The 13,643-nt window shown below is 44.6% G+C and carries 10 protein-coding genes; 5 read left to right on the plus strand and 5 right to left on the minus strand.

The genetic code is table 11. The features are described from left to right. The first annotated feature begins 86 nt into the window (after positions 1 to 86). From ACU1JV_RS19420 to ACU1JV_RS19435, 4 genes are all read left to right on the plus strand, one after another. On the plus strand, positions 87 to 764 hold the full coding sequence (locus ACU1JV_RS19420; RefSeq protein ID WP_025674742.1) for a response regulator transcription factor: 678 nt from the start codon (positions 87 to 89) through the stop codon (positions 762 to 764). Beyond that, the gene (locus ACU1JV_RS19425) at positions 765 to 1,685 is read left to right on the plus strand and encodes a sensor histidine kinase (RefSeq protein WP_064963589.1); all 921 of its coding nucleotides are present in this window, start codon (positions 765 to 767) and stop codon (positions 1,683 to 1,685) included. A 108-nt stretch (positions 1,686 to 1,793) separates the two neighbouring features. Next, complete coding sequence (locus ACU1JV_RS19430; protein ID WP_264217640.1) at positions 1,794 to 2,471, plus strand: ABC transporter ATP-binding protein; 678 nt, start codon at positions 1,794 to 1,796, stop codon at positions 2,469 to 2,471. Then, on the plus strand, positions 2,468 to 5,008 hold the full coding sequence (locus tag ACU1JV_RS19435; RefSeq protein ID WP_413987029.1) for an ABC transporter permease: 2,541 nt from the start codon (positions 2,468 to 2,470) through the stop codon (positions 5,006 to 5,008). The genes ACU1JV_RS19430 and ACU1JV_RS19435 overlap by 4 nt, the downstream gene beginning before the upstream one ends. Positions 5,009 to 5,118: 110 nt before the next feature. Here ACU1JV_RS19435 and ACU1JV_RS19440 read toward each other — a convergent pair whose 3' ends face one another. Then, positions 5,119 to 5,649 (minus strand): GNAT family N-acetyltransferase, encoded by a 531-nt coding sequence (locus ACU1JV_RS19440; RefSeq protein ID WP_413987030.1) that lies wholly within the window; start codon positions 5,647 to 5,649, stop codon positions 5,119 to 5,121. 249 nt (positions 5,650 to 5,898) lie between these two features. On the opposite strand from ACU1JV_RS19440, the gene ACU1JV_RS19445 reads away from it, so the two are divergent. Beyond that, positions 5,899 to 6,870 (plus strand): ring-cleaving dioxygenase, encoded by a 972-nt coding sequence (locus ACU1JV_RS19445; protein WP_413987031.1) that lies wholly within the window; start codon positions 5,899 to 5,901, stop codon positions 6,868 to 6,870. A 160-nt stretch (positions 6,871 to 7,030) separates the two neighbouring features. Here the strand turns inward: ACU1JV_RS19445 and ACU1JV_RS19450 are convergent, their stop codons facing one another. The 4 genes from ACU1JV_RS19450 to ACU1JV_RS19465 form a co-directional block, all read right to left on the minus strand. Then, the gene (locus ACU1JV_RS19450; protein WP_413987032.1) at positions 7,031 to 8,728 is read right to left on the minus strand and encodes a M3 family oligoendopeptidase; all 1,698 of its coding nucleotides are present in this window, start codon (positions 8,726 to 8,728) and stop codon (positions 7,031 to 7,033) included. 237 nt (positions 8,729 to 8,965) lie between these two features. Further along, positions 8,966 to 9,775 carry a bifunctional hydroxymethylpyrimidine kinase/phosphomethylpyrimidine kinase gene (gene thiD, locus ACU1JV_RS19455; protein ID WP_413987033.1) on the minus strand — a complete coding sequence of 270 codons (810 nt, stop codon included), beginning with the start codon at positions 9,773 to 9,775 and terminating at the stop codon, positions 8,966 to 8,968. A gap of 197 nt (positions 9,776 to 9,972) precedes the next feature. After that, a complete protein-coding gene (locus ACU1JV_RS19460) occupies positions 9,973 to 11,379 on the minus strand; it encodes a hypothetical protein (protein WP_013373159.1) in 1,407 nt (468 codons plus the stop codon). A gap of 252 nt (positions 11,380 to 11,631) precedes the next feature. After that, positions 11,632 to 13,533, minus strand: coding sequence for a bifunctional 2',3'-cyclic-nucleotide 2'-phosphodiesterase/3'-nucleotidase (locus ACU1JV_RS19465; RefSeq protein ID WP_413987034.1), 1,902 nt, complete (start codon positions 13,531 to 13,533; stop codon positions 11,632 to 11,634). Positions 13,534 to 13,643: the final 110 nt, after the last annotated feature.

Here is a 13,643-nt window from a genome sequence, read left to right on the forward strand (position 1 = left end):
GCAAATACGAGCAAAATCCAGTAAACTAGAAAGAGAGCCCGTGAGTCCAGCTATATTTAGTTGTGAAAGCATATAGGAGGAAAAAGATGAACCGCATATTAATCGTTGAAGATGATTTAGCTTTGAGTAATGGCATTACTCTCGCTCTTAAAGGACCTAACAACGAATTTGTGCAAACACATGACCTTAGTACTTCAAAAGAACAATTGGCAAGCGCTGCTTTTGACCTAGTGATTCTTGATCTAAATTTGCCAGATGGAAACGGACTAGATTTTTTAACCGATATTCGTAAAACAACAACTTTGCCGGTCATTATTTTAACTGCACATGATATGGAAACAGATATTGTAACTGGTTTGGAATTGGGCGCCGATGACTATATCACCAAGCCCTTCAGTCTGATGGTATTAAGGGCAAGAGTAGACGTCCAGTTAAAAAAGATCAAGCGTGTTCTTGCAGAAACCATTCAGATAGATGCTTTTGCTTTTTCATTTGATAAGATGGCGTTTGCTAAAAAGGGTACACCTGTGGAGCTAAGCAAAACGGAGCAGAAATTGCTTCGCCTCTTAATTGATCATCGTGGGAAGATCCTTACCCGTGATCATTTGGTAGACAGCATCTGGACAGATGGCGCTGAGTATGTGGGCGAAAATGCCTTGTCAGTCACCATAAAAAGGCTACGTGACAAGCTGGAGGACCTTCCTTCCTCTCCTCAGTACATTAAGACTGTGTACGGTATCGGATACACTTGGGCGGTGAAATGAATGACGACCCTGAATTATGCGTGTTTTGGAATTGCTATTACTGCTCTTTTCATAGCCGGGGTTACCATTCTTCTCTATCGTAAGAACGTACATAAAACAATGAAGACTATGGATCATATGATTGAAGCTGCAATTAGTGGCGAGTTTTCAGAGCGTGTTTTTGACGAATCCGTCTTATCAGCAGTAGAGGCCAAGCTTGCGCAATTTCTTTCCATTTGCTCCGTTTCCTCGAAAAATTTGTTGGCAGAAAAAAATAAAATAAACGAGCTCATTTCTGACATCTCGCATCAAACGAAAACACCTATTGCTAACATCATCCTCTACTCACAACTGCTTAATGAATATGATTTGCCACCGGAAGGCTCCACTTGTGTAAAGGCTTTATCCACACAAGCCGAAAAGCTTCATTTCCTAATCCATTCCTTAGTAAAAACATCACGGCTTGAAACAGGGATTATTAAATTGTCGTCAAGGCAGGAGTCAGTTCAGAAGCTACTAACTACTGCACTGGAACAAATTATGCCGAAGGCAAACGCTAAAGGGATTTCGATTACTATGGAGAGTAAAGAAGAAATCCAGGCCTGTTTTGATTTAAAATGGACGGTTGAGGCGATCTATAATATTTTGGACAACGCCGTCAAATATACAGAAATTAGCGGGAATATATTCATTAATGTGAGTGCTTATGATTTATTCTGCCGAATTGATATTACTGATAATGGCATTGGAATTGCTGAGGAAGAACACAGTAAGATTTTCAAGCGCTTCTATCGGTCACAAACTGTAATCTCGCAAGAAGGTGTCGGGATTGGACTATTTTTAGCAAGAGAAATTGTTTCGGCTGGGGGCGGATACATCAAACTATGGTCACGCCGAGGCCGTGGTTCCACCTTCTCGATTTTTCTCCCCATAGACAAGTAATTCTTACAACACTGTTAGAATTCAGAAAGATTGTAGAAAGATTGATATGGTAAAGTCTGTATTGCGAAGTATTGGTGATACAGACTATTTTTCATGGAGGAGAAATGAATGACTCTGTTAAAAACTCAGGAGTTGAAGAAGTATTATGGTAACGGGGATACTGCTGTTCATGCCCTAGATGGGGTGAACCTGGAGGTGAAAAGCGGAGAATTTGTGGCCATTGTCGGTACGTCCGGGAGCGGCAAATCTACCCTTCTCCATATGCTGGGTGGACTTGATCGTCCGACAAGTGGAAACGTTACGATTGACGGTAAAGATATTTTCGCATTAAAAGATGAAGAATTGACTATATTTCGCAGACGAAAAATTGGCTTCGTGTTTCAAAATTACAACCTGGTACCTGTTTTAAATGTCTACGAAAATATTGTGCTTCCGATTGAACTGGATGGTAAAGAACCGGACAAAACCCACATAGATAAAATTGTACATACCTTGGGTCTGGACCAAAAGTTGAATAACCTGCCCAACAATCTATCGGGGGGCCAGCAGCAGCGCGTAGCTATCGCCAGAGCATTGGCAGCCAAGCCCGCGATTGTTTTAGCAGATGAACCCACCGGGAACCTGGACAGTAAAACCAGTCTGGATGTGATGGGATTGATCAAAGTATCCAGCCAGCAGTTCCGCCAAACAATAGTGATGATTACCCACAACGAGGAAATTGCGCAAATGGCAGACCGGATCATCCGTATTGAGGACGGTAAAATAGTCGGCGGTGATACAAAATGATCAAGGTAAAGAACAAAAAAGCAATCCGCAAGCTGGCAGATAAAAGTTTCAAAGTAAACAAAGCCCGTAACCTCATTGCTATTGTTGCTATAGCACTAACCTCATTGCTATTTACAACACTGTTCACTATGGGGATTGGCGCTGGGGAAAGCTTACAACGGGCGACCATGCGTCAGGCAGGTGGAGATGGGCATGCCGTACTTAAATATATAACGGATGACGAATTTAATCATGTCAAGAATCATCCGTTGATCAAGGAAATAGCTTATAACCGTATATTAAGCGACGAAGTTAAAAACGATAAATTTCTAAAACGTCACACAGAGTTCTGGTATTACGATGATGTAGGGATGAAGCTCGGTTTTATTGAGCTTAAAGAGGGGCACAAGCCTGTCGCAGAAAATGAAGTGATCGCAGACTCCAAGACGTTGCAGCTATTGGGTGTTCCTTTGGAGGTTGGAGCACCTTTGAGGCTAAAGCTTGACATACGAGGTAAAGAAGTGCAGCGTGATTTTATCCTTTCCGGCTGGTGGAAAAGCGATCCTGTGTTTAACACAGGACAAATATTCGCCTCCAGATCCTATGTCGATGCTCATGCAAAGGAATTACAAAGCACCTATAAAAAAGATCATTTCTATACAGGAACCATTAGTGCATATATGATGTTCGACAATAGCTTTGATTCGCGAGGAAAGCTCAATAAAGTGATTACCGAAAGTGGATATTCGCTTGACGAAGATGCACCGAACTATATCGCGAGTAATGTAAATTGGGCATACATCTCAACCAATTTTAGTCTAGATACAGAGACCATCATAGCGTTAACTTCTGCCCTGTTACTGATCATGTTTACCGGTTATTTGATCATCTATAACATTTTTCAAATATCGGTGATGCGAGATATCCGTTTCTATGGTCTTTTAAAAACGATTGGTACAAGCGGCAACCAGATTCGTCGGATCATTCGCAGACAGGCGTTAGTTCTTTCAGGGATAGGAATCCCGATTGGATTAATAGCAGGTTTTTTTATCGGTAAATCACTCGTGCCTTTTATTATAAATATGAGTGTATATAACGGTACTGAGATATCGGTATCCCCTAACCCTTGGATTTTTGTCGGATCTGCTCTGTTCGCGCTCATTACTGTAATGATCAGCACTTTCAAGCCAGGCAGAATTGCGGCAGCTGTCTCGCCAGTTGAGGCAGTAAGATACACAGACGGAAATACCAAGGGCGGCCGTAAGCTGAAAAAATCCACTGAAGGCGCTAAAATGATCCACATGGCTCGCTCCAACTTGGGGCGCAATAAAAAACGCACCGTGTTGGTAGTCATCAGTCTTTCGTTAAGCCTTGTACTTCTTAACACGGCCTTCACCCTGTCTCAGAGCATTGATATGGATAAGTTTGTATCCAAATTCAATGACACTGACTTTCTCATTGCTCATGCTGAATATTTTCATCGCCCCTATTTTAGCGGCCCTAAAAATGGGACCTCCGAGAGTTTTATTCAGGCTGTACAGACACAGCCCGGCTTTGAAGAGGGCGGTCGCTTGTACGGCGGCAGATTAGTGCTTACTGTCGAGAATGGAAAATACACCAATGAGGACGATGAGACAGATTCTCGCGGCAACTTCATCGCGGCAGTATATGGGCTGGAAGATTTACCACTGCACCGGTTGCGATTACTAGACGGTGAGCTTGATTTTGAGAAGCTGGCTTCCGGTAAGTATATATTGGAAGGGGTAGATTTAGATGACCATGACATCCCCCAGATGGAAAAGGCTCTGTATAAGGTGGGTGAAAAGGTCACGCTTCACAGTTATATGGGAGCAGCAGAAGCTCCGCTGGATAAAGAGTATACTACGCATGCATTCACAGTACTTGGTCATGTTGCAATTAAATATAGTACCAATTCTGATCGCCGTTCAAGTACGTATAACTTCTATCTTCCGGCGAATATTTACAAGCCGCTTGCGGAGCAGCCTGCTGTGATGAGCTACGCCTTTAATGTATCCCCTGATCAGGAAGATGCCATGGAGAGCTTTTTAAAAAGTTACACCGAAACTACAGAGCCAGTAATGAACTACACATCCAAGTTTACTTCAATGAATGAGTTTTCAGGTATGCAAAACACCATCATGATGATCGGAGGCACGCTCAGTCTGATTATCGGCCTGATTGGTATCCTCAACTTTGTAAACGCAATTCTGACGAGTATATTGACACGGCGTCAGGAGTTTGCCATGCTGCAAAGTATCGGCATGACCAAAAAGCAATTGCGGGGTATGCTGATTTATGAAGGGCTATATTATGTTCTCGGCACCGCCCTATCCTCCATTTTATTAGGGATCATATTCTCTATTTCAATTGTGAAACCCCTAAGCAGTATGATGTGGTTTTTAAGCTATCACTTTATAATCTGGCCACTTCTAGTCTTGTTGCCTTTACTGTTCTTGCTTGGGATACTTATACCAATAGCAGTCTATTCTATGAATAACAAACAAAGTATTGTGGAGCGGCTTCGAGAATCAGAGTAGATGCACTTAAAATATGAAAGTAAAATACCCATGAGCGCCAAAAAAGATGACTCCTGATCCATTCAGAGGTCATCTTTTTATGCCTAGAAAGGTTCTTATTTGCAGAACAACTATCCCCTCCACTCTTCCCGTAAAAGCCCCATTCGGATCGAATCATAATACTCTCCATTATAATATCTGCACTTGCGAAGCCTGCCTTCCAGGGTCATGCCCAGCTTCTCTCCAACCTTCATCATCCGATGATTTCCTGACCAGGTTGTAAAGCCTACTCTTACTAGAGGCAATGTATTAAACAAATGGTCGATCCACAATCGAAGTGCTCTCGTACCATAGCCACCACTCCAATACCCCGAATCATAAATACCTATCCCCATTTCAAGCCATTGGGAAGGCTGATGCTCCCAATAGTAGCTTACTGATCCAATGATCTTGCCTTCCACTTCAATGAGCCAAAAGTCATCTTGTCCGATTCGCTTTTCCTTCTCTTTTAAATACTCCTCAAAGGAAAGCTTCTTATGCTCATAGTAGGGTGCATCCCATTGCTTCCATTCCGGGGCTTCTTCCTTGTAAGTTAGCGTCCAAAGCGCATATAGGTCTTCTTCTGTAGCAGGCCTAATCGTTAAATCCTTTTCTGTATACATCGAGTCCCTCCTTTTATCATAAAACGCTCATTTCTATGCTGGATTATATGATGCTTTATTCTATCTGCTTTTGCATAATATCGAGTATCTAGTTTATCTATCTTTGGAGCCAGCGCATAATTCATGTTGACAAACAATCAAAAATAATATATCTTAATATCAAGATAATAAATATAAAGAAAACTTTACGGCAACGGTTTATTTTACTTTGAAAAACCTAATCATATAAAACCAAGGAGGACAAATAATATGAAACTGTTAGGATTGCATCACGTTTCGGCGATTACAGCAGCAGCGGCTAAAAATGTTGAATTTTATACTCAGGTATTGGGACTTCGGTTGATCAAGAAAACGGTGAACCAGGATGATGTTAGTGTGTATCACCTTTTTTACGGAGATGAGCGTGGAACTGCGGGTACAGAAGTCACTTTCTTTGAAATTCCACATGCGGGACAAACTCGTACAGGAAATAACAGCATTTCAGCTCTCTCCCTACGGGTACCAAATGACAAGGCACTGGATTACTGGAAAAACCGCTTCGAGCAGCTGGATGTAAAACATGGCGAAATTACGGATCAAGCGGGGCGCCTGGCACTTTCGTTTGAGGATTTTGAAGGACAACGCTTCTTCCTCGTTTCAGATGAGCATGATCACGGAATGCGCGGCGGCACGCCTTGGGAGAAAAGCCCTGTCCCTGCCGAATACGGCATTGTAGGACTTGGGCCGGTTCATCTGACCATTCCCAAAGCGGAGAATACTATTCTCATCCTTGAACAGGTTATGGGCTTCCGTAAAAAGGGCTCCTATCCTTCCCCTGTTGCTGGACAAGCGGATGTGGTCATCTATGAAACGGGTGAAGGCGGTACAGGAACTGAGGTGCATCTGGAAGAGCGCAACGATCTGCCACAAGAGCGACCAGGACGCGGCAGTGTGCACCATGTAGCTTTCCGTGTTGAAACCGAGGAAGAGCTCAAACAATGGGTAGACCGTATTGGGCAGCTGCAGATTTCCAACTCTGGTTTTGTAGATCGCTTTTATTTCCGTTCCTTGTACTTCCGTGAGCCGAACGGCATTCTGTTTGAATTGGCTACCGATGGACCGGGGTTTGACACCGATGAGGAATTGGAGTTTCTGGGCGAATCCCTATCACTGCCTCCATTTTTGGAGTCGCGCCGTGCTTCGATTGAGGCCAATCTTAAACCGCTTAACACTAAACATTAATAGGGTTATATTTGCTCTAAAATCACACAAAGCCGGGACTCCTACATCATGTAGAGGTTCCCGGCTTTTTTCGTGCAATTGCCCTGCTTTTACCTATAAAACATGTCATTTGCATGCTTTTCCGCTTTGACAGGTAAGTGAAATGCCCTTTTTAGTTAGCTTACAGCTTTTTATCATCCACACTGTTCAGCCATGCTTCGATTTCTCCGATTACTGAGGCAATGCAACCATTTTGGAATGGCGAGATGAGTCCAGCCAGCTCAACCAATCCGGTAAAGGATCGACTTCCCCCAGCACGACACAGCTTCAAATAATCTTCCCACGCTGCTGTCCGGTCGATACTCATGCGTTTCCAGAATTGGAACGCGCACAGTTGCGCGAGTGTATAGTCAATGTAGTAGAACGGAGATTGGAAAATATGCCCCTGTTTGTGCCAGAATCCGCCCTGCTCCAGATACTCGTTGCCTTCATAATCCAGATGCGGTTTATACTTACGTTCAATGGAGCGCCATGCGCTTTTACGTTCGGCTGGGGTCCAATCCGGATGTTCGTATACGGCATGTTGGAATTCATCCACGGCTACGCCGTAAGGAACGAACAGCAACGACGAAGATAGATGTTCAAAGTGATATTTGTCCGTATCTTCCTCGAAGAACAGATTCATCCAGGGCCATGCAAAAAACTCCATGCTCATAGAGTGAATCTCAGCCGCCTCCATCGTTGGCCAATGGTACTCGGGAATTTCAAAATGTCGGCTTTCATAGACCTGGAAGGCATGACCTGCTTCATGCGTCAATACGTCGATATCACCGGACGTACCATTGAAATTGGAGAAAATAAACGGCGTGCCATATTCGCTCAAAAATGTACAATAGCCTCCACTTTGTTTTCCCTTTTTGCTGATCAAATCCATTAATCCACGTTCGATCATAAAGCTGAAAAATTCATGTGTTTCCGCTGAAAGCTCCTCATACATGCGTGCTCCATTACGAAGGATCCACTCCGGGTCACCTTTAGGCGTAGGATTGCCTGACAGGAAGTTGAAGCCTTCATCGTAATAGCGAAGCTGATCTACTCCAATCCGTTCGCGCTGGCGCTCTTTCAGCTTGGTTGCCAGAGGAACGATGTGCTTCAGCACCTGCTCGCGGAAATTGGCTACCATCTCTGCGTTGTAATCTGTACGTCCCAAGCGGGCATAGCCCAATTCTACAAAGTTGTCATAGCCCAGCTTGTGTGCCATGCGTGTACGTACCTTCACCAGTTCATCATAAATCCGGTCCAGCTCGTCCTCATGCTCACTCATAAATTGATACTTGGCCTCGGAGGCCTGTTTGCGTGTCTCGCGGTTGGTTGCCATTTCAAATGGCAGGAGCTGTGACAATGTGCGTTCTTCCCCCTCGAACGGGATCTTCGCTGAGGCAATTAATTGGGCATATTCCGAAGTCAACTTATTTTCCTGCTGCAAATCCTCAATGATATCCGGGTGGAACGACTTGAGCGCCACCTCGGCAATACTGAAAAGCTGGCTCCCCCATTGGCTCTCCAACTCAGCTCTAAATGGAGACTCCACCAACGCCCGGTAATAATCGGTTACATACTCTTGGATAACCGGCATGAAATCATCAGCGTACTCTTGCTCCGCTTTGTAAAAAGCATCTTCCGTATCAATGGAGTGCCGAACTTCCACCAATTGCAATTGCGTTTCCACGTTACTGCGCAGCTTGTTAATCGCATGAATAACTTCATTTTGACGTTCTACATTGTCCGCTTCACGAAACTGCTGCAACAGCATTTTAAACCGCTGTTCAATTTCAGGTTGCACTGGTCGGCTATAAGCCATTTCGCTGAATAATGTCATTGCTTCGTTTCCCCCTTTAATGTAATAAATCTGATGCCTATTATACAGTACGATTAGACCAAACTGGAAGCTGGAATGCCAAAATAATACAACCTTAAAAGCCGCAATACCATGTATTGCGGCTTTTATGCCTCATCTAACTCTATATATCAAAAAGTCACTGTAAAAAACAATCTAATATATATCCAGTCTAATGGAGATTTATAAGTATCTCTAGGATCGCAGACCTTCGTACCTTTATTGATTTTGCAAACGGTGTGCCACATGCAGGGTCGGACCAACAAATTCATTAAGCTTGAAGCCACCTTCAATGGCCTGTGTAATGAATTTCTTGGCCTGATCCACAGCTTCACGTACAGTCAGCCCTTGTGCCAAACCAGCCGTTACCGCAGCCGAAGTGGTACAGCCTGCACCGTGGGTAAAGTTGGTTTGTACAACATCCGCTTCAAACCAGTCAAAAGTGATTCCGTCATACAGCAGATCCATCGCTTTACCTGCGCGAATTTTGCCACGGTCCTTGATCAGCACATGCTTAGCACCACGGTCGTGGATAATAGCAGCCGCTTCCTGCATTTGCTCCAGTGTCGTGATCGGTCCTTTCTTCGCCAGCTGCGAAGCCTCGAACAAGTTCGGTGTTACCAGATCAGCGCCAGGAATCAACAATTCCAGCATGGCCTCTGTATTTTCCGGTTGAAGCACTTCATCCGTGCCTTTGCACACCATAACCGGGTCAATCACAATCCGTTTCAGTTCATGCTTTTTCAAGTGGCTGGCCACCAGTTCGATGATATCTACGGAACCCAGCATACCGGTCTTCATTGCATCAAAACCGATACCTTCCAATACAGTACGCAGCTGCGCCTCAACCACGTCCAACGCAACAGGATATACAAGATGGTTCCAGGTTTTAGGTTCCATCGCAACTACGGTAGTCAATACAGTCATGCCATATACACCAAGCTCCTGAAAGGTTTTCAGGTCCGCCTGAATACCTGCTCCGCCGCTTGTGTCGGAGCCGGCTATCGTTAGTGTTTTGGGAATCGTCATTAGTATATGCTCTCCTTCACTTTCTGTGCTGCATTTATCCTAATCCTGCATGCGAAACTTGTCAACGCGCAAAACAGTCCTTTCCATACGAAAAGTCACAAGAACCAGCAACAGCTAAAAAACGAGAATATCCCCCTTTGAAATGAGAACATCCTCGTAAGTACGTGTTATATGAAGAATTTGAATGAATTTTAGACTTATAAATACCCACCCGTACTGTGATCATAGGCATGATTTTTTTCATTTGCCCGTACGCCGAGGCAAAAACTCTGATACAACTGCTGCTGTCTTGGGGTAGCAAAATTCCGATGCTGCTCAAATAAAGCCATACAACCAATGATATGCTCGGTATAGCTGTTATCGACAGACAGTTGCAGGCAATGTAGTGTTTGTTCCAACCCTTCGGGGTAATCGCCTTTTCGAAAATAATATTCCGCATACACCTTACAAAAGGAGGCAAAGCGAAATGCATTAAAGTGCTTGCGATAATGTGTGTCCCATTGTTCCGGGGCAAGCTCCCAGAAACTCTTGAGTTGCTGGCTGAACAGCTCCAGCTCAGCATCCACGAAATAACCAAACCGATTCGCTGATTCGAGCAACGTATTCAAGCCTTCCAATGTCTCATCCGGATGCTCGCGCAGGTAAGTAATATATTCATAGATTGCAGAGGTGTTGCCCATTTTGATTTCTATACAAAGTCGGTTGCCCTGTGCATATACACGATGCAGGTTGACTACTTTCCAGCCTTCCTCGTCCAAACCCTCAAACCAGCTTAAATCTGCATAACCTTCAATCCATTGCTTGGATTCCTCATATCTACCCTGAAACTCATAGCAGCTGGCCTTGAGCAGATGCCCTTGAGCATAGTAATAAACGAGCGGCTTAAGCAGCTCCAGGTGCTCATCTCCAAAACGGTTCCGATTGCGATACAATGCCTGCGCCAGCTCTCTTAGCTCGTCCGCATACATTTCCATCTCGGACCATTGCATTTTTAAAGCAAACACTTGAGATAGCATATGTAAGCCTTCCAGTGCATAAATTTCCGGTAGACGACTACGGTATAAATGGAATTGTACAGCAGCCTTCAAGTTCCGTTGGTTATCCTTAATCTGAATCTGGAATATGCGAAAATAGCTAATCGCCAACCGTTCGGAGTGGGTATACTTCTCACTCTCAATAACACAATCATACAAAAGCATGGAGGCTTCATGTCGGCCATCCTCAAACATCGCTTCTGCAGTCTCAAAAATAGCCGGAATATTTGATAAATCGTCCATCAAATAGCCCAGCACACTGCGTATACAGTCCAGCTTGTTCAACTCTGAGCAACGAAGAAGAAATGGACGCAACCTTCTCCAGTGGGGCAAGGAATGAATAAAACACTCATCTACATACATCTCGAACAAAGATCCTTCTTCCAATCCCATCGCCTCAGTAATCAGATCAAGCTGATTAACTGAAATAGGCCGTGGTGGGTTTCGGTTAAGTATACCGCTAAGTGTACCCGGATTTACCTTGGAAGCATCTGCAAAACATTGCATCGAAATACCTTCACTTTGAATATACTTTTCTATCTGTGCGCGGATCGTGGTGTTTTTTTCCAAAGGGACACCCCCTCAAACGAATGATGGTGACTTTTTCATTACCTTTTAAACCAAAATTTGTTTAATCAAAGTATATGTCTAATTATACGAGAGGTCAATAACTTTAAACACGACTCAGGACATACAAAATCACGAGTTTCGTACGATTTTAAATCTGTTTTATGAAAAAAGACCGTCCTCTGAGAGACAGTCTTTCTCTATTATTTTGATGCTGTGGACTTAGAAGATCACAACTTGCAAAATGATTTAGAATCACCGAAAATCAAGAGCAAACTTAGCGTATCCTTCTACCGTCAGCCCTTCATAAAGCAACTCAGAATAAGCATTGGCGACATGCGTTGCTTGGGGCGAGGTTAGGAACGTCACATGTGGACGACCCGACCATGGGGCGAGGGACCAGTGACCGTCAGCCTTTGGCGTCAACGTCTTCATATGCCGCACATACTCAGTCAGCACATGCCGGTTCTCATCCGGTGAAGCCAGTACAATTCGCTCCCCACCTGGATTAACCAACGCAGAGGAGAACGCGCGATAGTTATTCGTAACAACCAGATAACTCCGCTGCATATCCATCGGTTCCCCTTCAAAAGACATATGAATGATTCTGTGCGCATCTAGGTCCTTTAGTTCCCCGGCAGCATCATATCTGGCTGGCTGTGTTACATCAATCTGGTACTCGATGCCATCGATGATATCAAAATTAAAGCTTGGAAACTCAGAATTAATCAGCTCTTGCTCCTCCTCTGCCGAAGGATCAATTTGCCGGAATTGACCGGCAGACCACTCCAGCCATTCTCGAATTTCTGCCCCACTCAGTCGAACGACATGCAGCGTATTCGGAAAATTGTACAGATCGGCGATATGTTTGATCGCCATCGTCCCTGCGGGAATATCGGTATAATACGCTGGACCATATCTGCCCCCTGTTTTAAAAGGAGCTGCTGCCGACAGAACGGGCAACCCCTCATACTCGCTCCCTTGTAGCTGCTGTTTCACATACCAAATTTGTGCATCATTCACAAGCTGAACCGAAGCATCATCCATCACCTGGGCAAAAAAGCTGTTCACTGCTACCGTCGTTCGACCTACAGGTGCACGAATATAATCCAGGGTTCCAGCATGTTCATCTGCTACCGCCTGCTGAATAGCAGTATCTGGTTGGACGAGTGCTTCCTTGCGTATCGGGTCATACACCGGACGTACCTCGGCAGCAGATGCAGCCACTTGCCACTTACTCCCAATAAGAGCCAGATCCAGATCAATGATACCCAGATGATCTCCCCAGAAGCCCGGCTCTACTGCTGGAATGCCATGGATGGTGCCCTGCTCTGCATCAACACCTGACATACCTATAAACGAAGGGCCAGGAAATACTTTATGTGCATGACCAAACACAATGGCATCGACCCCTTCCACCCTGCTCAGATGCAGCACCGCATTTTCCATATTGGGGGTTTCGGGAATATCCTCAAAGCCTGCATGAGGCATAGCAATAATGAGGTCGGCTCCAGCCGCCTGCATTTCTGGAATAAACCGTCTGGCGGTTTCCAACATATCTTTGACGATAAGTTTTCCTTCCAACCATGCCTTGTCCCATTGCATAATTTGCGGAGGCACAAAGCCGATGACTCCCACCTTCAGCAGATGCTTACCGCCTGCTTCATCCTCTACCGTCTTATCCAGCAATAGATAAGGCGTGAAGTAGTTTTGTTCTTCCTCTCCCGCTATATAGATGTTGGCATTCACATAAGGAAACTGTGCTCCTCGAAGGCAAGTCTGCAAATATTCCAACCCATAGTTAAATTCATGATTACCAATACTGCCTGCCTCATACCCCAGCAGATTCATTGCTTTATAGACGGGATGCACCTCGCTTGGGTCCCGTTGGAGCCGCTGTACAGCATAATCTCCCATCGGATTCCCCTGAATCACATCTCCGTTATCCAGCAGCAGGTGATTGGGCACTTCTGCCCGAGCCGTGTGAATCAGACTAGCGGTTTGCGCCAGACCGTAATGCAGTGTTTCCTGATCTGTATAATAATCATAATTCCACAAGCTAACATGCAGATCGGTGGTAACCATAATGCGGAATTTCACCTTCACAGCACCTGCATATTCCCGCCCTGTCTTATCATTAACGTCCAAAATATCCAATCTTGTTCTCTCCCTCAGCTTCGGTCATAGAGCTTGAATAAGTCTAACAAAGCACTGTTAAGAGAATGTTAAAATAAGCAATTCGCATAAATACCGCTTATGTTCTTTAG

The organism is Paenibacillus sp. T2-29 (assembly GCF_052921365.1).

What these genes read in the sequence shown, in the direction of transcription:
- ACU1JV_RS19420 (WP_025674742.1), top strand. Translation starts at nt 87, where the DNA reads ATGAACCGCATATTAATCGTTGAAGATGATTTAGCTTTGAGTAATGGC.
- ACU1JV_RS19425 (WP_064963589.1), top strand. Translation starts at nt 765, where the DNA reads ATGACGACCCTGAATTATGCGTGTTTTGGAATTGCTATTACTGCTCTT.
- ACU1JV_RS19430 (WP_264217640.1), top strand. Translation starts at nt 1,794, where the DNA reads ATGACTCTGTTAAAAACTCAGGAGTTGAAGAAGTATTATGGTAACGGG.
- ACU1JV_RS19435 (WP_413987029.1), top strand. Translation starts at nt 2,468, where the DNA reads ATGATCAAGGTAAAGAACAAAAAAGCAATCCGCAAGCTGGCAGATAAA.
- ACU1JV_RS19440 (WP_413987030.1), bottom strand. Translation starts at nt 5,649, where the DNA reads ATGTATACAGAAAAGGATTTAACGATTAGGCCTGCTACAGAAGAAGAC.
- ACU1JV_RS19445 (WP_413987031.1), top strand. Translation starts at nt 5,899, where the DNA reads ATGAAACTGTTAGGATTGCATCACGTTTCGGCGATTACAGCAGCAGCG.
- ACU1JV_RS19450 (WP_413987032.1), bottom strand. Translation starts at nt 8,728, where the DNA reads ATGACATTATTCAGCGAAATGGCTTATAGCCGACCAGTGCAACCTGAA.
- thiD (WP_413987033.1), bottom strand. Translation starts at nt 9,775, where the DNA reads ATGACGATTCCCAAAACACTAACGATAGCCGGCTCCGACACAAGCGGC.